The 20,378-nt window shown below is 50.4% G+C and carries 21 protein-coding genes and 1 riboswitch; of the genes, 2 read left to right on the forward strand and 19 right to left on the reverse strand.

The window, feature by feature from the left end; all coding sequences use genetic code 11:
• Positions 1-36: 36 nt before the first annotated feature.
• From hpt to ADU23_RS08670, 19 genes are all read right to left on the reverse strand, one after another.
• Positions 37-576 (reverse strand): hypoxanthine phosphoribosyltransferase, encoded by a 540-nt coding sequence (gene hpt, locus ADU23_RS08580; RefSeq protein WP_053373351.1) that lies wholly within the window; start codon positions 574-576, stop codon positions 37-39.
• A gap of 51 nt (positions 577-627) precedes the next feature.
• Positions 628-2,040, reverse strand: a complete 1,413-nt coding sequence (tilS, locus tag ADU23_RS08585; protein WP_053373352.1) for a tRNA lysidine(34) synthetase TilS — start codon at positions 2,038-2,040, stop codon at positions 628-630.
• A gap of 41 nt (positions 2,041-2,081) precedes the next feature.
• The gene (locus ADU23_RS08590; RefSeq protein ID WP_053373353.1) at positions 2,082-3,005 is read right to left on the reverse strand and encodes a serine/threonine protein kinase; all 924 of its coding nucleotides are present in this window, start codon (positions 3,003-3,005) and stop codon (positions 2,082-2,084) included.
• Positions 2,989-3,714 (reverse strand): vWA domain-containing protein, encoded by a 726-nt coding sequence (locus ADU23_RS08595; RefSeq protein ID WP_053373354.1) that lies wholly within the window; start codon positions 3,712-3,714, stop codon positions 2,989-2,991. Before ADU23_RS08595 ends, ADU23_RS08590 begins: the two co-directional genes overlap by 17 nt.
• Positions 3,715-4,234: 520 nt before the next feature.
• A complete protein-coding gene (spoIIE, locus tag ADU23_RS08600) occupies positions 4,235-6,727 on the reverse strand; it encodes a stage II sporulation protein E (protein ID WP_053373355.1) in 2,493 nt (830 codons plus the stop codon).
• 512 nt (positions 6,728-7,239) lie between these two features.
• Positions 7,240-7,758: a S1 domain-containing RNA-binding protein gene (locus tag ADU23_RS08605; RefSeq protein ID WP_053373356.1), complete on the reverse strand. Its 519-nt coding sequence runs from the start codon at positions 7,756-7,758 to the stop codon at positions 7,240-7,242.
• A 148-nt stretch (positions 7,759-7,906) separates the two neighbouring features.
• Positions 7,907-8,215 (reverse strand): FtsB family cell division protein, encoded by a 309-nt coding sequence (locus ADU23_RS08610; protein ID WP_053373357.1) that lies wholly within the window; start codon positions 8,213-8,215, stop codon positions 7,907-7,909.
• Between the two features lie 8 nt (positions 8,216-8,223).
• Positions 8,224-8,832, reverse strand: coding sequence for a spore cortex biosynthesis protein YabQ (yabQ, locus tag ADU23_RS08615; RefSeq protein ID WP_063845970.1), 609 nt, complete (start codon positions 8,830-8,832; stop codon positions 8,224-8,226).
• Positions 8,829-9,116 carry a sporulation protein YabP gene (gene yabP / locus ADU23_RS08620; RefSeq protein WP_053373358.1) on the reverse strand — a complete coding sequence of 96 codons (288 nt, stop codon included), beginning with the start codon at positions 9,114-9,116 and terminating at the stop codon, positions 8,829-8,831. Before yabP ends, yabQ begins: the two co-directional genes overlap by 4 nt.
• A 166-nt stretch (positions 9,117-9,282) precedes the next feature.
• Complete coding sequence (locus tag ADU23_RS08625; RefSeq protein WP_053373359.1) at positions 9,283-10,029, reverse strand: hypothetical protein; 747 nt, start codon at positions 10,027-10,029, stop codon at positions 9,283-9,285.
• Between the two features lie 102 nt (positions 10,030-10,131).
• Entirely contained in the window at positions 10,132-10,422 is a 291-nt protein-coding gene (locus ADU23_RS08630) for an RNA-binding S4 domain-containing protein (RefSeq protein WP_053373360.1), read from the reverse strand.
• Between the two features lie 3 nt (positions 10,423-10,425).
• Positions 10,426-10,698: an HU family DNA-binding protein gene (locus ADU23_RS08635; RefSeq protein WP_053373361.1), complete on the reverse strand. Its 273-nt coding sequence runs from the start codon at positions 10,696-10,698 to the stop codon at positions 10,426-10,428.
• A 180-nt stretch (positions 10,699-10,878) separates the two neighbouring features.
• Positions 10,879-12,369 (reverse strand): nucleoside triphosphate pyrophosphohydrolase, encoded by a 1,491-nt coding sequence (mazG, locus tag ADU23_RS08640; RefSeq protein WP_053373362.1) that lies wholly within the window; start codon positions 12,367-12,369, stop codon positions 10,879-10,881.
• A 904-nt stretch (positions 12,370-13,273) separates the two neighbouring features.
• Positions 13,274-15,328, reverse strand: a complete 2,055-nt coding sequence (locus tag ADU23_RS08645; RefSeq protein WP_053373363.1) for a polysaccharide biosynthesis protein — start codon at positions 15,326-15,328, stop codon at positions 13,274-13,276.
• Between the two features lie 154 nt (positions 15,329-15,482).
• Positions 15,483-16,025 carry a stage V sporulation protein T gene (gene spoVT, locus ADU23_RS08650; RefSeq protein WP_053373364.1) on the reverse strand — a complete coding sequence of 181 codons (543 nt, stop codon included), beginning with the start codon at positions 16,023-16,025 and terminating at the stop codon, positions 15,483-15,485.
• A 215-nt stretch (positions 16,026-16,240) separates the two neighbouring features.
• Positions 16,241-16,492 carry a hypothetical protein gene (locus ADU23_RS08655; protein WP_157265699.1) on the reverse strand — a complete coding sequence of 84 codons (252 nt, stop codon included), beginning with the start codon at positions 16,490-16,492 and terminating at the stop codon, positions 16,241-16,243.
• Between the two features lie 40 nt (positions 16,493-16,532).
• Positions 16,533-17,306 (reverse strand): ABC transporter ATP-binding protein, encoded by a 774-nt coding sequence (locus ADU23_RS08660; protein ID WP_141680273.1) that lies wholly within the window; start codon positions 17,304-17,306, stop codon positions 16,533-16,535.
• A 50-nt stretch (positions 17,307-17,356) separates the two neighbouring features.
• A riboswitch (guanidine-I (ykkC/yxkD leader) is annotated at positions 17,357-17,515 on the reverse strand.
• A 227-nt stretch (positions 17,516-17,742) separates the two neighbouring features.
• The gene (locus ADU23_RS08665) at positions 17,743-17,934 is read right to left on the reverse strand and encodes a hypothetical protein (RefSeq protein ID WP_053373366.1); all 192 of its coding nucleotides are present in this window, start codon (positions 17,932-17,934) and stop codon (positions 17,743-17,745) included.
• Positions 17,935-17,946: 12 nt separating this feature from the next.
• On the reverse strand, positions 17,947-18,819 hold the full coding sequence (locus tag ADU23_RS08670; protein ID WP_053373367.1) for an SPFH domain-containing protein: 873 nt from the start codon (positions 18,817-18,819) through the stop codon (positions 17,947-17,949).
• 324 nt (positions 18,820-19,143) lie between these two features.
• Between ADU23_RS08670 and ADU23_RS08675 the strand changes: the two genes are divergently transcribed.
• Positions 19,144-19,434, forward strand: a complete 291-nt coding sequence (locus tag ADU23_RS08675) for a DUF4830 domain-containing protein (protein ID WP_053373368.1) — start codon at positions 19,144-19,146, stop codon at positions 19,432-19,434.
• A gap of 37 nt (positions 19,435-19,471) precedes the next feature.
• Complete coding sequence (locus ADU23_RS08680; protein ID WP_053373369.1) at positions 19,472-20,341, forward strand: phosphotransferase; 870 nt, start codon at positions 19,472-19,474, stop codon at positions 20,339-20,341.
• The last annotated feature ends 37 nt before the right edge of the window (positions 20,342-20,378 follow it).

Below are 20,378 nucleotides of genomic sequence, written 5' to 3' on the forward strand. Positions count from 1 at the left end.
GGTGTACGGAGAAGGGCATGTACGGGTGAATCGCTATTATTTCTCATAGACCTGCGGCTTCAAAATGCCAATGTAAGGGAGATTGCGATATTTCTCTGCAAAATCCAGTCCATAACCGACAACAAACTCGTCCGGCAGCGTAAAGCCTTTGTAATCCGCTTCCAAGTCCACTGTACGGCGAGCCGGCTTATCGAACAATGTAACGACGGTGACCGACTTCGCATTACGGCGCTCAAGAACATCGATTAAATAGCTGAGCGTTAGCCCGCTGTCGATGATGTCCTCAACGATCAGAACATCGCGGCCTTCGACCGATACATCAAGGTCTTTAATAATTTTGACAACGCCAGATGATTTAGTCGATTGCCCATAGCTAGACACGGCCATGAAATCAATTTCAAGCGGCACTGTCATTTCCTTAACCAAATCCGCCATAAAAATAAATGCGCCCTTAAGAACGCAAATAACGAGCGGATTGCGTCCGCTAAAATCTTTGCTTAGTGTTTCACCAAGCTCTTTAACCTTGTCACCAATTTGCTGCTCGTCATACAATACTTCTTGAATATCGTTCTGCAAAGTAGAAATCCCCCTACGCCTTAACTATGTTTATGAGTGTACCAGTGCTTCTTATTCGTTGCCAGCCCTTATGAAAAGCACACCTTGCGTGCGCGTCTCCGTCAGTGCGTGGCTAGATCTGCGAATGCCCGGAATCCAGAGCAATTTCCCTGCTGCATCGAACAGCAATGGATACGACTCCCGCTTCAGCGGAGCAATTTTCTCGTCAACGAACATATCTTGCACTTTTTTCGAACCATTTAATCCTAAAACCTGAATTCTGTCGCCCGGTCGCCTATTTCGAACGACGAGCGGAAACAATAACTCTGAAACATCGAAGCAAGCTTCATAACGTGAAGCTGGCTTACGGCTATCTTCTGCAGATGCATGGAAAAAGGCAAATGTCCAACCGCACGGGTCGACTTTCAAGCTGGCTGTGTCCCTTCCAACCTCATACGAATAGTCGCTCGCTTCGTCTGACGAATGCTGCGGAACTTGAAGCCATCGCATCATATCGTACTCACGAGCGCAGCGAATACCGGCACCGGCATCGATCCGCCAGGTTGCTGGGGCATGAGCGGAAGCAGCAAGCCGCATCGTCTCAATCTGCTCGAAGGATATCTTTTCCGTTTCTTTAGAAAGATAACTTAATATTAGTTTAATCAATCTCCTTTGTAAAGCGACGTGGAGACCATGCAAATCGTTGCAGCTAATCGCGCATTCATTGGGGGATAACGTAACGAGCTGCGCGAATAACGCTTCGGTTTGTTTCTCCATCCACTCGTCTTCCGCCCCTGCTACTTCAGCAAGCCGCTGAAGCGATTGGGATAGCTGCGGATTGTGCCGAGATAAATACGGTAAAATATCTAGCCGAATAATATTTCGGAAATAATGGCGTTCCTTGTTGCTGCTATCCGTGCAGTACGGGATTTGATGCTGTTCGCAGTAACGCAGAAGGTCTGACTTCTTCATACGAAGCAGCGGTCTGATAAGTTCCACGTTTTTTTCTCGCCTTTTGCTAAGGATTCCAGCGAGCCCGGTTAAGCCTGTCCCCCGAATGACCCGCATAAGCACGGTCTCCGCTTGATCATCTGCATGATGGGCTAGCGCAATTCGAGTGGCTCCGTAACGCGCAGCGATCTCTTGCAGAAATGAATATCGTTTCTCGCGCGAGGCCGCCTGTCCATTCATACGCGTTTCTTCTATATAAGAAGGCATGTCGAAAGTGACAGTTTCGCAAACAATGCCTAGCTTCTCCGCGAATGCCTGAACGACCATCAGCTCATGTGCCGACTCCTGAACGCGAAAGCCGTGATTCACATGAGCTGCAATGATCGTTAAGTCGCTTTCCTTCGCAGAAGCAGCCAGCATGTGGAGCAGCGCCATGGAATCCGGGCCGCCGGAAACCGCCACTACGATGCAATCGCCCGTTGACCATAGCCCTCGCTCCGCCGCTGCTTTTTCAAGTTCGTTACGCAGATTCATATGTAGTTCCCTCACCTTCACTTCCCTGCTCCTGGCTGATCTTACAGCACATTGCGCAGCAACCAATAAACCGATGTCCCGAGCAGGACGGCAGAGGCGGCAACAAGCCCCTTCAGCCACACTGGCGTAGAGGAGTGCCTGTGCGTATCCCGTCTATGCATCAATAATCGCCATGCTTCAGATGCCTCTCCGGCATCCGCGAACTGGCCTCCAAAGGCTTTGCGCAGCCAGCCCGCGATCGGCTTAAGCGACGGGCTCGCTTCCGCAATCTGCATCAGGTCGCCCGCGGATCGGTTCTGAGGCAGTAGCTCAAGCGTCAGCTGGTGGAGCCGCTTCGATTCATGCAGCTGAATGCAAAGCACGCCGAAGGAAAACAGATCGTACCTCGGGTCTGCCGACCGCGAGCCGCCGTTCCAGTAGCCGCGGTCATAAATTTCCGTAAATTGGCGAATCGCTTTGCCTGACGACGTCACGCCGCCATAGTCAACCAGCTCCACGTGCCCATAATCGGCGACCATTACATTTTCCACCTTGAGATCGCCGAACACCCAGCCAGCCTGATGCAGCTTCGCCAGCTTGCCAAGCAGGTTCAGGCCAACGAGCGGAAACCATTCCGTACCGTTTTGCTTCAAGTAGTCGCCCAGCGTCCCGCCCGGAACGTAGCGCATAATATAAAAGGGATATTCCCGTCCATCCGGCCCGTACAAATCATCCACGTCAAAAAGAAAAGGTTCATGCCCGTGCTGCTTTTGTTTGGCAATCGACTGCAATACGTTAATTTCGGATTGCAGATCAATCGCATCAAGACCAAGCTTCAAGGCATACCAGCTGCGATCGCGCTGTACGAGATATACTTTACCGTTTGCGCCCTCCCCAAGCAACCTCTCAACTCTGTATCGCCCCTGCTTCCACTTGCCGGTCACCACCATGCCGCGGCGAAGATCAACCTTAAACGACGTAGTCACTCATCATCCCATCCGTTTCGTCTCTGCTCTTCCTACCATAATCTCCCTGACGGTAAAAATCAATCACTTGCATGATTGCAGGCCCCGTAGGCGTCGTTCCGCCCATTTGCAGCCTTGGAAAAATGCCCTGTACGCCATTGAGATGACTCGTCCAGCCTAAATCCATCACGCAATCATCCCCATGCCTTGAGCCTGGAAAATGAAAAACCGAGATTTCGCTTTTCCCCTGCCTAGCCTGCAGGCTGAGCATCAAATCACGGATGGCCTCCTCCACAGCAGCAAGCTTCGGCTTCATACTGGCGCTTGCGTCAATAAGCAGCGCAACCTGTAAGCTCGATGTTTCCCCCAGCTCGTCAATTACGCGAACCACATCACCGCGCTTCTCAGGCGGAAGCGCCTCAATTGAACCATTTCCGAGCACTTGCTTCAGTTCCTTCTGCACCGCCAGCTGAATCGTTTGCACGACCGTCTTGCGCGTCATCATCTGCACCGTCTGGGACAGCTGGCGCATGTTGACCATTCTGCTGAGTCCCCCGCCCGCGCGCGCAATCTCATCAATCTCCGTCGCTCCTAGCTCACCTACATCACCCTGATCGAGCACGCCCACCACATTCACCGATATCCCATCCGAATGCGCATGCGCAGCCGCCACTACCGGACTAAGCCCCACATTCGAGCAACCATCCGTTATTAATAATATTTGCTTCATAACTGTTTATCCTCCTTTAGTGTTTGTGTAACAAACACAACTTCGAAAGCATAGGCTCAGTGTCTGAGAATCAAACACAGCTTCGAAAGCATAGGCTTAGCCTCAGCCTTTCTATTAGCTTTGCCTTTTTTGAGAGGGATAAACAGCTAGAGTCGTAAAAAGATCAATAATTGCAAGAATGCGGCAGCCTACATCCCGCCATCATGTGGCGGAAGGAATCCTTTCAACTATATCATTCATCGGCTAATTCTATAAGTTCAATAAATAGATGATAAGCTTCTGTTTCGGAGATGGAAGATACGGGTACATCACCCATATAGTGAGATGATTTTGCATGCACAGCTTTAACCCACTATTCCCACACGCCAGATTAACCAATTAAACCGCAAAAAGAAGCCATTTTGCCGCCAGCCTCCGATCAGCAAGGCAGACAAAAAGGCTTCCGCTTGATTAAAGAATAGATCCAATCGCCAGCTCACCGTTCTGGCGCGGATTACCCAATGTTACAAAGTAATACTTGCTAGCTCACCGTCCTTGGGCGCTCCATGCGCGTAATGCCGGGAAAGCGGAATGACGCCCACTCCGGCAAATGCTTGTCAATGCGCGCAACGAGCACTGTCATATCATCCACGATTTCGCCGTTATGATGGCGAACGACCTTCTCAAGCAGCGCATCCGCCATTTCCTGCGGTTCATCGGTATCCAGCTCGCTAATAATGCGCTTCATCCATAGCTCCTTGTTGACGGCAAGGCCCGGAGCATCATAAATGCCGTCGCTCATCATGACGAGCGTATCGCCGGACTGCATTTGCATTGAGACAAAATCAACGTCAATATCTTGAAGAATGCCAATAGGCAGATTGTTTGCCGTTACCGGAATGACCTCATTTCCTCGTTTGATAAAGCTTGGGGTTGACCCTATCTTCATAAACGTCGTCTGCGCCGTATACAAATCAACGATCGCCAAATCGACGGTAGCGAATACTTCATCGGATGAACGCAATAAGAGCACTGAATTGACGGACTTCACCGCCAGCTTCTCATCCATGCCGGACTGCAGCAGCTGCTGCAAAATAGACAATGCCGCGCTGCTCTCCTGCCGCGCCCGTTCGCCATTGCCCATGCCGTCGCTAATCGCAACAGCAAACTTGCCGTTACCAAGCTCAACCATGCTGAAGCTGTCGCCTGACAGCAGATCTCCTCCTTTAGCCGCGCCCGCAATACCGGTCTCCACCTCATACTGCTTGGCCGAGCCGAAGGCTACGAGCGTCGGTTCTCCGCTTCTTGTTGGCGGGCGTTCTGACTTAACTGCGATATGCTCGCCCAAAATATCGCTAAGCAGAGGCGCGATTATTTTGCGGCACTCATCATACCCCTGCCCAAATGCGTGGTATACCTCTATGTCCACATTTCCCTCCTCCAAGCTTACAATATCAATCCCTTGGACCGATAAGCCGAGTCCTTCCACCGCCTCTCGAATTTGCTCCTCCTGCAAATGCAGCGTCTGCCCCTCTCGTTTAATTTCTTTGGCCAAATCGACCATTACCTGCGATACGCCTTGCAATTGATCCGCAACAAGCCGGCGGGAATCGTATATTTGTTTCTTCCAGTGCATATTATTTTGGTATAGCTCGTACTGCTGGGTCATATCCATAAGTACCTGGGATGATTTGACGCAGTGCGCTGACCAAGCCCGAGGTATCTCCTTGGCGGACGGAACACGATCCTCCTCTACTGTAGTCATCATATCGGTCATCATTTTGTACGTATGGAAGAACTTGTCCTCCCAGCATGCGTTTTGCCTGTGGCAGCTCGAACAGCTGCGCTCGGCTACCGAATTCATAAAGTGGCTAATCTCATCCTCCCGGTTCAAATTTGTAACGCTGTTGTTGAGCTGGCCAAAGCTGCGCGACAGCTGGCTGAACACTTCCGAGTATTGCGATACGCGGTCAGCCGTTACCTCACGCACCCTCTTTGCATATTCATGCTGCGATTTGGCATGCTCATTCGTACCCGGCACATACCGCGAGATCGTACGAATCATCGTACGAGGCGTCAGCATAAGAAAAATAGCTGCCGCTACCGACTCCCAGGTTGAGCTCATAACATCAGCCTGACTCCCTACATATATGGATAAAATCGATGTCCCAAGCAACATTCCGAATGCCGCTGCCATTTTGCCGCCGTCACGCAGCAAGCCAGCAAGCAATCCCGCAAACGCGAGTAAGCTCATTTGAACGACTGCGCCAAAGTCAGCCAAGCTTAGAATGAGTCCTGCAACAACACCGACCGAAGCGCCAAGCGGGGCGCCGCCTGCTAAAGCGAATAACAGCAGCATATACCTAGACATCACATGTTCTGCCGACAAGCCGTAGAACACCCAGCCAACCGCCCCTGTCATGACAGACGCGAGCAAAATCATTAAACAAATGATTTCTTCGTTTTTGAGCGAGGCTGATTTCTTTGTCATCGTTAAAACGGGAATCGCTTGTATAAACACCAACGTAAGCACAAAGCTGAGCGCCGCCTCCACGACAACGAGCATAAAGTTATACCAGCTAAGCTCGTCCCCTATAAAGACGCTGAACATCTGCACCAATAGCGTTGACGCAAACACCAGAATCGGCGCCGATGACAGCTCCGCCTTCTCATACGCCTCCAAACCCTTCAGAAATAGAAACAACACCGCAATTTCCATCGCAATCCACATGGGCGCCGGATCGGCTGCCATCCAGCTTCCCGCTACCAAGGAGATTGCCACCCACGGATAAATATCCCTGCGCATAAAGTAGATAACAGCGAAATAAGCGATAGCAAACGGCATTAGCGATTCGAGTATAACCGCCCTTCCGAGCAGGAAGGCTACACCCACGAGTAAAAATGTCCACTTTTTGGCCAAAATGACTTGAATGAATCGCCGCGCGGCGGCCCATTCCCGACCTTTCTGCAACATCGTTTGAGCCAGACTTGTCCGTTTCACACCTGGAAGCACAACCGCGTTTTCCTTTTCCATGAGCAGACACCACCATTCCGAATGTAATGTGTTTTTCATTATAGGAGGTTGTCCGCATGAAGTTTGTCAGTTAACGTAACACGATTGTAAATTTTTTCCGACATAAATAATTGGTGTCGCGGCCATTGTCAGTACGCGGTCAAACATATGCCCCGTATGGGATTGTCCCATCTTTTATATCCCATGCCAGCAAATTGCCGCCAACAAAATATGTGCTATAAATCATTCAAATGATGGCGAAATCACGTTGTAACCTGTCGGGAATGAGGGAGGATCGGGGAAAAGTATTTTTTTCCAGCAGCTAGGAAGCTGACAAACGACAATGACCGTGCCAAACAGATGGCTCCGCTTCCAATCGGCAATTATTCACCGGCATTTACCAGGTGCAACGTCCCGCTTCGACAGCAAATGGTAAGCGCTTACCAAGATACGCGCCCGATTCTTTGTTTCCGCACGCAAAAAAAGCAGAACCAATGAGGTTCTGCTCCTGTATAATGTTATGACGATTCAGCTTATACTCGCTTGGCACCGCGTCCGCCGCGTTTGCCCTCCGTATTCTTCTTCAAAGAGGAGATGCGCTCTTCGCTGTCTTTCAGGAAACGTGACACTTTATCCTCGAATGACGGTTTACCGTATGCCGGTCTGCCAGACGATTGCTTGTTGAAGGGACGTCCGCCACCACCGCCTCCGCCACCGCGGTTGAAACGTTCGCCACCACCACCACTACCGCCAGTGCTTCCACCGCCGCCTCCGCTGTGACGCTCGCGTTGTTGTGGCGCTGGTTGGCCTTCTGGCCGGTCAATGGCTTGCTTAATGGAAAGTCCGATCTTTCCGTCTTTGTCCACGTTGATCACTTTTACTTTCACGACATCGTCGATTTTCAGGTGATCCTTCACGTCTTTGACGTAATTATCAGCAATTTCCGAAATGTGAACAAGACCCGTGACACCTCCCGACAAGTCGACAAATGCCCCAAAATGCGTAATGCCTGTCACTTTTCCTTCTAACTTAGCGCCCACTTCAATTGCCATAAAATAAAATGTTCCTCCCTAAAAGTTATGCGAAGCAAAACTGAGTTCATAAGCATATGCTAAAAGTTTTGCGAAAACGCTATTAACGTGATTATAACCGAACCGTTCAAGTAAGGTCAACAGACGTTCACCCGATTTGGAGCCCTATTTAATCGCTGAAAATCTGCTGCGCGCCCTTCTTGACCATGCCCTGCTCTTTTGTTGCTAGTTGTTCGATATATTCTGGGTCGTTTAACCGTTCAATTTGACGTTTGAGCGCCTCTGTTTCTTTGGTGGACGCTTCCAGCTGCCCTTGTATTGTAGTTAGCTTAACGCCAGTGGCGTTCTTCTGCTGCATCTGGCCAAAGATGGTGTATCCCGCCCAGCCCATAAATAGCACGATGAACATCATCCACAGTTTGAACCGGCGTTTTGTTCCAGCATTCCCTGGAGTCTTATTTACAGCAGCTGTTGCCATGAGCGGTATTACCTCCTAAACCATTTGCTCCACAATTGGGCAATTAGTAGTCCGATCTTGCTCAGCCTCTCGGCCAATTGCCACTTGGCTATGTAGGGCGACAGCCAGCGTCCAAGCGGACGAGTGACTGGCCTTACCATCCAAAGTAACAATTTCCAAAATGGACGAACCAATTGTACCACAATTTTTAATGCGAAAATAGTGAGTGCAGACCCAAATGCTAAAATAACCATTACCAGTTTGTAGAGCAGCAAAATCGGTTTCACGATAAGGATTTCGAGGCATTTTAGCACAAAAGCAATGAGCTTTCGCACCGCTCCTATGACCCATTTTACGACAATGATAACGATCTTGCTGAGCAGCAAATAATAGAGAATAATGCCGATAGCCAGTCCAATAAAAACGTACGCCCGCACCTCGCCGTTGTTGCTGGCGTACAGCACCCGAAAGACGACTAGCGCCGCCGCCATCCAATAGATGACATCAAGCACAGGCAGCCACCAGCGCGGAAACTTCAGCTCATTCGACATGACCCGATAGCCGTCGAACACCGTTCCCATGCCAAGCCCCGACAGGAGCATGACTGCCATCGTCAACCATTGCATACTAAGCGTCACTTAAATAGCTTCCCGAACAGCCCTTTTGATTTTGAAGAGGCGTTGTTTCCATCCAAATAGGCGAGCGAATGGACGAGCCCCTCAATTGCCACCTGCCCTTGTTCGAGACTAAGATGCTTCATATGCAAATTTTGGCCCTTAACCTCCAAGTAGCCAAGCTCTGTCTCAAGTAAAAATTCCTCGCTGTCGAAGCTCTCCACGTTCACGACGCCGGTAAGCTCCAGCAGCTTGCGATTAAGCATTTTGACTTCCTGACGCTTCTGCCCCTTGCCTTGGTCAACCATAGACTCGTCCTCCGCTTCGTTAGCAGTCTAGGCGTAAACGGCTACCGCCGTCCAATGGGCGGCGCGGCATACGTTCCGCATTCAAATATAAGCAGTGTATAAGCGCGGGGCTTATCCTGTCTTATACGTTTAGACTAGCTTATGGGACGAGGACGAGAATTAGAACTTATTCTAGCGGATTGGCGGGCTCCGGCAACAAGTCGCGGGTTTCGGTCTTCACTTGTAAATAGACTAGCAGAAATACGACTGTAATCAGCTCGCTGAACCAATCGATCCATACATCAAAAATAGTGGCAGTGATCCAGGATTCGTTTGGTATGAAGGCTGAGAAAAGACCAGTTATCGCGCTGATCAAAATGATCACGGCATAGCCGACCACCGCATACCCTGCAAATTTAAAAAAGCGTCCGCGCGCCATACCCCGGCATTCCTGCAGCGGATTGCTCCGCGAAGTATCCTCAGCCGACACAAAGATAGGCATCAGCATCAGCCATACTGCGAATATCAACCCAGGCACAACAAGCATAATGATTCCTGCAAGCAAGATGACATTTTGCAAAAAGCCGTACATGATCATTCGCACCCATTTGCGCATGCCCCACAGAAGAGACTGCCTCTTTGCGGCGTTACTCGCAGTCATTTGACCAAGCAAGTAGTGCACGATCATAGGCGTGATGACGCTCAAAAAGAAAAGCCCGATAAAATTATCCCACCGCGACACGGAATCAAGAAAACCGCTGTCACTTCCAGGCTCGAAATAATAATAGTTTTTTATCGCTTCCACTGGGACCGCTATAATAGCAACAAAAAAAAGAATAGGGAACGCATGCTTGAAAAAAAGAGAAAACGCGTCGCCAAGCAAAGAAAAACCCTTCCGCCGATACTCCGGAATTGGGAGCTGCACATGATTCATTCAATAGTCCTCCGAGTAAATAAACAATAATGACGAAGTTGAAACAGGCATGTGCAAAAAAAAGACTGCCCGCAAGTTTTGTGCTTGCGGGCAGTCTGGTTGTTATTGCTGCTGTTCCCACTCGAGCGTGTTCTCGCGCGGGCGTTGCTCTTCTTTCACCAAGGTATACAGCTCTCCGGCTTCATCCTTACGGGTCGTATCCGCAATTCGCTCAACGCGCACGGTTACGATTTTTTGACCGTATTGGATTTGGAGCTCATCACCGACTTTAACGGAGCTGCTAGCTTTCGCTTCGCGGCCGTTAATCCATACGCGACCTTGCTCGGAAACATCCTTCGCAACGGTACGGCGCTTGATCAGTCGGGATACCTTAAGAAATTTATCCAATCGCATTGATTATTGGATAGCTTCTTTCAACTTGTTGCCTGCTTTGAATGCAGGAACTTTTGCTTCCGAGATTTCGATTGGAGCGCCTGTTTGCGGGTTGCGGCCAGTGCGTCCAGCACGTTTACGAGTTTCGAAAGTACCGAAGCCGATCAATTGTACTTTATCGCCACCTGCAAGTGCATCTGTTACTTCGCCCAAGAAGCCGTTAAGTACTGCTTCTACGTCACGTTTAGTCAAACCGCTTTTTTCTGCAATGTTGTTGATCAAGTCTGTTTTGTTCATTATAAAATCCTCCTAATTCGTTACCGTTATTTGTGGTCGACGCTTGTAGCGCCGCCGTTACTTTCAATTCTTACTCTCACGAAGAATACTTATTCTGCCTTCTAGCAAATAAATCCTGCCGCTATTTGAAATTTTTTTGCGATTGGTGTGGAAAAAAGGCGATTCATGACGAAATGAAACCTACGAATGGCGTTTAGCCTCATCCCACCAACGATCCATTTCTGTTAAATCAGTCTGGTCAAATTGCTTCCCGCTTATACGAAGCTGTTCCTCAATATACGCAAATCTACTGCGGAATTTTTTGTTCGTGCGAGAAAGCGCCTCTTCCGGATCGGCATGGATGAAGCGTGAGGCATTGACGACCGCAAACAGCAAATCGCCAAGCTCCGAGGCCTGCTCCTCCTCGGACTTAGAAGCAATCGCTTCGCGCAGCTCTGCGAGTTCCTCTTCTATCTTGCTGAGCACGGGGTCAAGCGTGTCCCAATCAAAGCCTACCTTAGCTGCTTTTTTCTGAAGCTTATAAGCTTTCATAAGGGCTGGCAGATCGGGCGGAATGCCATCGAGCACCGATGGGCGGTTCACATCGGTTCCTTTCAGGCGTTTTTCCTCGGCCTTCATTTGCTCCCAGTTGACTAATGCCTCTTGCGAATCGCTAGCATCCAGATCCCCAAACACATGCGGGTGGCGGAAAATAAGTTTCTCGTTAAGTGATTGTATCACATCATAGACAGAAAAAGCGCCAGTCTCTTCTTCCATTTGGCTATGAAGCATCACTTGCAGAATAACATCCCCAAATTCCTCCTGCATACCGTCGGGATCATCGTTGTCGATGGCTTCCAGCGCTTCGTACAGCTCTTCAATAAAATTTTTGCGAAGGGACTGATGCGTTTGCTCCTGGTCCCACGGACAGCCCTCCGGGCTGCGAAGAATGGAAACAATCTCATGCAGCCGCTCGAAGGAGCGGTTGCGCAGCGACGCATCGTCGGAGCGCGGCACCCAAATGAGCGATAGATTGCCATAGCCCGGCGTACGATCAAGCTCGTATAGCGGAACGCGAATGATCTGCTGCTCGTTAGCAACGCCAAGAGCATGTCCGACAACAACCTCGTAATCATCTGGATAGCGCTCCATGAGGGCGAGCTTAACATCAGATGCCGTGAAAGCATCATACACTTGGCCAATCAAAGTATGCAACTGCGGCTGCAGCAGAGATGGCTGCAAATCTGCCGCATCAAGAAGCGCAAACCCCTCGATCGGATCGATTCCAAGGCTGACGAACGCTTGATCCAGGAAGCTCTCGCCGCCGATAATTTGCAGGTCAATGCCCGCTTCAGGGCATTGCTCGCGCAGCAGCTGAACCGTACGTTCGGCTACCATCGGGTGACCGGGAATCGCGTAGATTAGCGATTCGTCCTCGCTGGTGTTTTTGGCTTCGGCAATAAGCGCCTCAGCAATCGCCTTGTATACGTCCGGAAAGGACTCATGCTGCTCGTAAAGAGCGTCGAATGACGTATAAGCGATGCCATTATCCTGAAGCATCGACATCGCCGGATGCTGCGCCGTACGCACAAATATGCGGTTCGCCGCCTGCAGCCTGCGCCATACGCCAAGCGTCATTTGGTCGGGGTCGCCCGAGCCTAGTCCAACGACTGTAAGTTTTGGAGCCGTCATGTTGGTTAAGCCTCCTTTGAACATATTTTGAGCTGTGATGGCTGGGAGCCAGGACAGCTTAGAACAGTTAGAAACACTTAGAACACTTAGAACAATTAGAACACGATTATGTATGCTGCATCGTTGAAGGCGAGAGAGACAGAGAAAAGCAGCAAAATGATAATCGCTATTTTGCTACAAAAAGTAATAATGGACCAATTCGTCAGAAACATCAATATATTGCACAAAATTGTTACTTTTGGCGGCCTTTTTGCACCGTGACGCGCTGCTGTAAGCAGGTAATGGGTGCTTATAGGCTGTAGATCGCAGCTGTTCTTCGGCTGAAGAACATATGTGCTCTTACGGCGAGTTTGTAGTGTGTTTTGTGCGGCGATTTGGTGCTGTTAGCGCGTATTTGTGCTTATAGGCTGTGAAAACTAACCTTTACCGGGCTGTAAGAACGTATATGTTCTTACGGCGAATTTGCAGTGCGTTTTGTGCGTCGATTTGGTGCCGTAAGCACGTGTTTGTGCTTATAAGGCGTGGAATCCAGCCATTATCGGGCTGTAAGAACGTATATGTTCTTACGGCGAATTTGCAGTGCGTTTTGTGCGGCGATTTGGTGCTGTTAGCGCGTATTTGTGCTTATAGGCTGTGAAAACCAACTGAAATTGGACCGTAAGAATGTATGTGTTCTTACGGCAAATTTGCAGTGCGTTTTGTGCGTCGATTTAGTGCTGTTAACACGTATTTGTGCTTATAGGCTGTGAAACTTAGCCATTCTTTAGTTGTAAGAGCCTATATGTTCTTGCAACCATTATGTTGGACGAATTTGCGATTATCGTATACGCCGAGTCCATGCTTATTGCATCAGCCGAGCTGTTTCTCAGCTTTGCTCATGACGGGCGGGCGGCGCTAACAGGCGCTAGCGCTCATCCTGCGCTGGCGGAATAAGCCGCCAGCGCCGCAGGCGGGCGGCCAGTACGCCGCCGCCCGGCAGCGCGCGCAATTCGCGCGCGCTAATGGCGCCGCCGCGCAAAGCCGCGGCGCCAAAGGCGCAAGCGCCGACGGCTACGCACGTCAGCGCAAGCGCAGCTGCTGCCGCCCGAGGCGGCAACCCGCCTAGCGCGGCGCCAAGCGCTCGCTCGGCGACAACAAGCGCCGCGGCCATCGCCGCGAGCGCAAAGCCCGTGCCTGCGGCCGCGCGACCAAGCAGCGGCCTTCGTCTTTTCCCGCCCGCTTGCATACGCTCGCTCGCTTTTTCAACCGCTCGTTCATCCACATTCGCTCTTCCACCCGCTCGCACTCCCGCACCTACACTCGCTTTCTCAGCCGCTCCTTCTCCCTCACTCGCATCTTCAGCCACTCGCTCATCCTCGCTCGCTCTTCCATCCGCTCGCTCTCCCGCACCTGCACTCTCCTTATCAGCCGCCCCTTCTCCCAAACTCAAATCCCGCTCCGCGCCTCCCCAGCTCCCCGCCATCGAAGCGCCAGCGCCCGCCGCGATATATCGCACCGCGACCGCGCCCAGCACGGCTGCCGCGCTTAGCGCTGCTACGCCGGCAATGGCCGCTCCTTCGATGCCGTAAGCCGGTACAAGCATGGCGTTCATCACGCCCTTCAGCAGCGCCGCAATAAGCAGCAGCACTGCTGGAATCCTCACCGCGCCAAGCCCTTGCAGCACTGGCGCGGTTACGGCGTTAACGCTGCCCGCAAGCGCGGTACAGCCTATTAACGCAAATGCTATCGTGCCATTGGAGTCGGCATACAGCATCACATTTAGCGGCTCCGCAAGAATGGCTAGGCCAAGCGCCGCCGCCGCGCCGATTGCCCATGCCGCGCGTTCCGCAAGCGAGAGCTGGACGCGCAGCTGTCCATAAGCGCCGCGCATTCGCGCGAGCGCAATGCCAGGCACAAGCGCTGCGGCCGCGGCTCCTGCTACCATAACAACAAGCTGTACTAACGGCTGCGCCCGGCTGTATACGCCAAACAGCGCCATCGCATTAGCCTCGGTCGCTCCTCCGGCCTGAAGCAATCTCGGAACCGTAAAGGCATCCACGACTCCGAGGGCGGGAACGACAACTGCCCCAAGCGCGACCGGCAGCGCAATTGCCGCGAGTTTTTTCATTTCGCCGCGCAATGCACCGGCTACACGGGCATCCCGCTTGCGGCGGCGCTGTCTCCACACATATACGGCAAGGACTAGCAGCGCAGCCAACGCCCCAAACGCCGAGCCGCTCATAACGCCAGACGCTACGGAAGCGTCTGTCCAGCCAATCGACGACCAGCTCATCGCAAGCACCAGCAGCATGACGCCAACGCGTATCATCTGCTCTACGATTTGCGAGGCAGCGGACAGCCCCATCCTGCCCATACCCTGTACATATCCCCGCAATGCGGCAACGAACGGAGCCAGCAGCAGCGCAAACGAGACCGAGCGAATCGCGCCAGCCGTATCCGTATCACCAATCCATTCAGCCACGTGACTAGCGCCTGCCCACATAAAGCTAAACGTAACGATTCCTGTTATTCCAAGCAGCAGCAACGCCGCAAATAACGTACGCCTGACGCCCTCTGGGTCATTTCCCTTGCGCAGCCTCTCTGCGATCAAGAGCGATACAGCCGTAGGCAAACCAGCCGTCGCCAGAACAGCCGCCAGCTGATAAAATGGATATACCGCATTATAAATGCCAAATACGCGATCCCCCGCCAAATTTTGCAGCGGTATTTTTTGAAAAACACCGATTAGCTTCGATAACAGAGCCGCGCCCGCCATCAGGACGACACCGTTCATGAGCAGCCGCTTAGAGCTTTTCGCTACGGGAACCCTGCCTTCAAACGGCAGCTCTTCCGCCGCCGCTTCCTTCAATTGCTCCTCTTTAGCAGGAGTCTCACCATCACCATCTCTACCCGCTTTACGCCCGTCCACAAGCTTGAGCATATTCGCTGCATGCTCTTTTCCCCTTGGCTTGCGGCCCATCCTTCCACGCTCCTGCCTATCCCTCGATTGATTTTGGTATCTATTATACCTCACAATCACAAACCTTGAAAAAGCTTCCTCAATCGAGATTTCTCTCGATCAAAGAAGCTGTCATTTTCTTCGCTATTGCTGTTTTCATTGCCTTGCACTCGTGCTATTGCTCCATCTGCTTGGCCAAAAAGCCAGCTGCCGTCTCAGCCATCTTCGTTTCCATATTGGCCATTTTCACTGACTCATCCTTGCTGAGGAGCACAACGGTACCAATAGGATCACCGCCGGCGATGATCGGCGCAATAACGAAGGAGCTGTACGTTTCCTGCGTATCCTTCACAATCTCAAATGCGCCGCCGTTGGCTTCCGCGAGCGTTCTGCGATTTTCCATACAGCTCTCCAGAACGGCCCCAACCTGCTTATCAAGCAGCTCTTTCTTGGAGGCTCCGGCAACTGCGATTATGGTATCCCGGTCCGTGATCAATGTAACATGGTTCGTTCCCTCAAATAACGACTCCGCATATTCTTTGGCAAAGTCACCAAGCTCGCCGATAGGAGAATATTTTTTCAAAATAACTTCGCCATCACGATCTACAAATATTTCTAGAGGGTCACCCTCGCGAATACGCAGTGTACGGCGGATCTCCTTCGGAATCACCACACGCCCGAGATCATCGATGCGACGTACAATTCCAGTTGCTTTCATTTCTTGTTGCCCCGCTTTCCTAGAGGATTTTGAATCGACTGGATACTCAGCTTGTTTATAACGAAGAAGAAACATCCTTCAAAAGATTTTGAATCTGACCATAGTATTCATCCGCTCCCAATTTCTTATGCACGGACTACAGTTTCAGCCAAACGTTCCATCTCTTTGTGATTAGGCGCCATGAATGTTCCCGCCATCATGTCCCCGCTTCCTTATTATCCTTTTTCAGCATGCCCCATTTTCTCCATTTGCTTGCATGCCTTACAGAAGCTTTTGACCGAGTCGATGCTCTGCTCAGCGCTTTGTCCCATTAGACAGAAAACATCCTGCCGCTCCGGAGAGAGCTGCAGGATGCCGATAAAACATAATGGTTGCGATGATTCCAAGCGCCTTAAGGAGCTTTGATCGAGATTGGGGCGGAGAAGAGGAAGCTGCTTCGCGGCCACCTTGCTCCAAAGACTTTTCATTCATGCCAGCTGTGGTCATCATATTTCCTCCTTCGTCTGATTAATGCTTAAGCAGCTGTGCCAACTCACGCTTCAAGGACAGAAAATCGGGATGCTCACGCACCTCCGGCGTGCGTCCTTCCGGAAGCTCCACCCGAAACTCCTTCAAAATGCGGCCAGGTCCCGCTCCCATAACGACAATGCGCTGCGATAAAAAAATCGCTTCGTCAATATCATGCGTAATGAAGAGAACCGTCGTTTTCTCCTTCTCCCATACCTCCAGCAGCATTTCCTGCATCTCCAGCTTCGTTTGTGCGTCAAGCGCGCCGAATGGTTCATCCATCAAAAGCACCTTCGGACGATTGGCTAACGCGCGAGCGATCGCAACGCGCTGCTTCATTCCTCCCGAAAGCTGCTTCGGATAAGCCTTGTCGAATGATTCCAGACGAATAACCTTTAGAAAATAATTCGATATTTTTCTGCGCTCCAAAATCGATATGCCCTTCAGCTTCGGCCCGTACTCAATATTTTCGCGGACGGTCAGCCACGGGAAGAGGGTGTAGCCTTGGAACACCATTCCGCGATCGGCGCCCGGCCCGATAATGTCTTCCCCGTCTACCGTGAGTGATCCGCCGCTTGGCTCGTCAAGGCCTGCCACCATCCGTAGCAGCGTCGATTTGCCGCAGCCAGATGGCCCTACAATCGTAAGAAATTCATTTTCCCCGATGGTCAGGTCGATGTCGCGAAGCGCTTCAAACCGGCTTTTTTTCGACTCGTACACCTTTTGCAATCCCTGAATCTCAATCGTTCCATTTGTCGATTTCGCAGCCAGCATAAGATCACTCCCAAAATTTGTTGTACAAAAAATGAATAGCCCGGGAGAAAATCTCCCAGGCTTTTATCCTTCCGTGTTATACAGCCTAGGCACCGATTAAGGCTGCCGCTTGCTATACGCCATCTCTCGGACCAGAACTCAAACCCGTGCCCACCCGATCATAGCCGAGTGCTGCAAGTCGTTCGAACGGAACCCTAGACAGCTTGCTGCTCCCGCGATCATTCGCTAGCGAGAGTCGATATGCAATTGTAATAGAACCTAACGTTAATTCGTAGTATAGTGCCGATCATACGGTTCTGTCAATTACAATGTTAGGTTTTATAACATTTAAAAATATTTCCCTTTCAATTCCCCCTTCATTTTACGTGCTGATCATCATCAAAAAAGCGATTACCGCTAAAAACACGATAATCGCTTTTATGCCCCGAAGGTTAGTTTATTGATTGTCCTCTGCCTTATCTTCCGCCTTGTTAGGCTTCTTAAGCCTGCCTGCCTTGCCTAACGCTTCTCTTAGCAAAAATTCAATGTGCCCATTGACGCTGCGAAATTCATCTGTCGCCCATTGCTCCAGCGCACGATGAAGATCAGGATCCAAGCGAAGCGGAAATGCTTTTTTTTCTTTTGCCATAACAATCAGCCTCTAGCCATACAAGGTTCCCGTGTTAATGACAGGAGTAGCGGCGCGATCGGACACGATCGACACCATTAAGTTGTTCACCATCGCAGCACGGCGCTCGTCGTCCAACGTGATCCCATTTGCTTCAAGCTGCCGAAGCGCCATATCTACCATGCCGACTGCACCCTCGACAATTTTGGAGCGCGCCGCCACGATTGCAATGGCTTGCTGACGCTGAAGCATCGCACTTGCGATTTCCTGCGCATAAGCCAGATGGGTCAGACGCGTTTCCAGCACCTTCACTCCTGCGACCGCTAGCCGGTTTTGAAGCTCGCGGTTAAGCTCGGATGCCACCTCATCCGCATTGCCTCTTAGCGACAGCGCATCGTTGTCAGAGAAGATGTCATACGGATATTGAGCCGCAATATGCCGAACAGCTGTCTCGCTCTGAATTTCTACAAATCTTTCGTAGTTATCGACATCAAAGGACGCTCTAGCCGTATCCATTACTTTAAAAACAACAACCGCGCCGATTTCAACAGGGTTTCCTTCCGCATCATTCACTTTAAGCGTCTGGCTGTTGAAATTTCGTACTTTTAACGAAATATTCGTCTTTGTCGTCAGCGGAAGCACCATCCACAAGCCGCTTTCAAGCACAGAGCCCATATACGTCCCGAAGAACGTAACGACCTTCGCTTGATTTGGCTGCACGATCATAAGCGACGATAGGCATAGCGCAGACAACACCGTCAACAATACACCTGCTCCAATCAGAATAGCAGACCCGTTATCTTTCGACGCTTCAAATATAATTAGAAAAATACCGCCGCCAGCAGCAACAACCGCAAACAGCAAAGCCATATAGCCACTCACATACCAGGCCTTCTTCTCATTCATCGAACCCCACCCCTTTGTCATCATCCACTATATTATTTTGATATAAAAATGATATCACTTTTTACAAATATAAGCAATCCCTCTCCGCTAAATTACTTATGCCTATTCGCAACAATAATCGGTTGGCTTTCGTCACAAGAAACGAGAGAAGAAGACTGGGGTGATTGCTTTGAAATATGTTTTGATCCTTTTCATGCTTTCCTTTTCCACCGGCTGTACGAGCGAAAAGAACGCAACGTTAGAGCGGTCCGAGCCTCAGAGCTATCTCGAGCAAAAAGGATACTATATGAGCTAACGAAGCAAAAAATTATTGAGCTGCCCTATATGATATATTGGGGTTTACAGTCCGCCGATCCTTCCGATTATTTTGGCAAAACCATTCAAGTCCAAAAGTTCATCGTAACCAATCACCCGCTCAGCAAAGAAAAAGTCGACGTTTATGTCTATGTGGCGGATCACAAACCAATAGGAGGAACCTCGCACCCACACGGCGACGCGTCGGACGGCGGCTATTGGTCGATAGACGGCAAGACCTTAGAGGAGCTTCAGGATCAACCTTTTCAAGAATGGCGTGAACATTGGGTTGAAAAATACACGAACACTACGCAAAATTAATCGTTAGCTGTTGAATGTTGAATCGGAGGTTCTAAACATGACAATAAAACTTAATGTGAATGATATCGTTCAAAACCTTCGCACGCAGGGAGTAATCGACAGCCGCTCCGAGGTTAAAAATCAAATGGACGGTACGACGGACGGGCTTGTTTTCACCGTTCAAGTTAACGAAGCGCCAAAATACGTGTTAAAGCTCGATCATCCGCAGCACATCTCTTTAGTCACACAGTTCAAACAAACCTATAGGGACAGCCCTCTTTTGCCTAAGCTTATCTACATAGCCCCTGATAACGCATTTTTTGTTTATTCCTATCTTACAGGAACAACCGATTATAAACGCGGCTCGAAGGCGCAATGGCTGACGATTTTGGCAAGCGGGCTTATCAACCATTACAAACGCTTCAGCGATTCAGATAAATGGGGGTATTGGCTGGAGGAGCCTTGCGATACATGGCGTGACTTTCTAGCTCTTGCAGTGGAATATGCTCGGAATCAGGTGGGGAGCTATCTGTCATTGGAGGATTACTCCGTCGTAAAGTCATTTGTAGAAAATACTGCGCTAGGCGAGGAACAGGACAGATTTCTGCTTCATGGCGATTGCGGCGTCCACAATTTTGTCTTTGAACAGGATGCTCTAACCGGAGTTATCGACCCTTCACCGATTATCGGCCCTCCGCTCTATGATTTCCTTTACGCTTTCTGCTCATCTCCTGATGATTTAAATCTAGAAACGTTAATGCCCGCGTTCAGCTTGCTGCATCATACCGGCATTTCACAATCGAAGCTCGTTGAAGAAGTCATTATTCAGCTTTATTACCGCATAGCGATTTGCCTCAAGCATCATCCGCAAGATTTATCCGACTACCTGAAGGCTTGGAGCTACTGGAAGACTTTAATCAGCCATTGATGTTTTCTGTTTTTTCAAAATAATCATTGACCCTGAC

Origin of the sequence: Paenibacillus sp. FJAT-27812 (genome assembly GCF_001273905.1) — a bacterium.
In the GTDB taxonomy this organism is placed as follows: Bacteria; Bacillota; Bacilli; order Paenibacillales; family Paenibacillaceae; genus Pristimantibacillus.

What these genes read in the sequence shown, in the direction of transcription:
- ADU23_RS08670 (WP_053373367.1), bottom strand. Translation starts at nt 18,819, where the DNA reads ATGAATGAGAAGAAGGCCTGGTATGTGAGTGGCTATATGGCTTTGCTG.
- tilS (WP_053373352.1), bottom strand. Translation starts at nt 2,040, where the DNA reads ATGAATCTGCGTAACGAACTTGAAAAAGCAGCGGCGGAGCGAGGGCTA.
- ADU23_RS08630 (WP_053373360.1), bottom strand. Translation starts at nt 10,422, where the DNA reads ATGCGATTGGATAAATTTCTTAAGGTATCCCGACTGATCAAGCGCCGT.
- ADU23_RS08610 (WP_053373357.1), bottom strand. Translation starts at nt 8,215, where the DNA reads ATGGCAACAGCTGCTGTAAATAAGACTCCAGGGAATGCTGGAACAAAA.
- ADU23_RS08625 (WP_053373359.1), bottom strand. Translation starts at nt 10,029, where the DNA reads ATGAATCATGTGCAGCTCCCAATTCCGGAGTATCGGCGGAAGGGTTTT.
- ADU23_RS08645 (WP_053373363.1), bottom strand. Translation starts at nt 15,328, where the DNA reads ATGGGCCGCAAGCCAAGGGGAAAAGAGCATGCAGCGAATATGCTCAAG.
- mazG (WP_053373362.1), bottom strand. Translation starts at nt 12,369, where the DNA reads ATGACGGCTCCAAAACTTACAGTCGTTGGACTAGGCTCGGGCGACCCC.
- ADU23_RS08665 (WP_053373366.1), bottom strand. Translation starts at nt 17,934, where the DNA reads ATGGCAAAAGAAAAAAAAGCATTTCCGCTTCGCTTGGATCCTGATCTT.
- spoVT (WP_053373364.1), bottom strand. Translation starts at nt 16,025, where the DNA reads ATGAAAGCAACTGGAATTGTACGTCGCATCGATGATCTCGGGCGTGTG.
- ADU23_RS08655 (WP_157265699.1), bottom strand. Translation starts at nt 16,492, where the DNA reads ATGAAAAGTCTTTGGAGCAAGGTGGCCGCGAAGCAGCTTCCTCTTCTC.
- ADU23_RS08660 (WP_141680273.1), bottom strand. Translation starts at nt 17,306, where the DNA reads ATGCTGGCTGCGAAATCGACAAATGGAACGATTGAGATTCAGGGATTG.
- ADU23_RS08635 (WP_053373361.1), bottom strand. Translation starts at nt 10,698, where the DNA reads ATGAACAAAACAGACTTGATCAACAACATTGCAGAAAAAAGCGGTTTG.
- spoIIE (WP_053373355.1), bottom strand. Translation starts at nt 6,727, where the DNA reads ATGGAAAAGGAAAACGCGGTTGTGCTTCCAGGTGTGAAACGGACAAGT.
- ADU23_RS08675 (WP_053373368.1), top strand. Translation starts at nt 19,144, where the DNA reads ATGATATATTGGGGTTTACAGTCCGCCGATCCTTCCGATTATTTTGGC.
- yabP (WP_053373358.1), bottom strand. Translation starts at nt 9,116, where the DNA reads ATGGTTGACCAAGGCAAGGGGCAGAAGCGTCAGGAAGTCAAAATGCTT.
- ADU23_RS08605 (WP_053373356.1), bottom strand. Translation starts at nt 7,758, where the DNA reads ATGGCAATTGAAGTGGGCGCTAAGTTAGAAGGAAAAGTGACAGGCATT.
- ADU23_RS08680 (WP_053373369.1), top strand. Translation starts at nt 19,472, where the DNA reads ATGACAATAAAACTTAATGTGAATGATATCGTTCAAAACCTTCGCACG.
- ADU23_RS08595 (WP_053373354.1), bottom strand. Translation starts at nt 3,714, where the DNA reads ATGAAGCAAATATTATTAATAACGGATGGTTGCTCGAATGTGGGGCTT.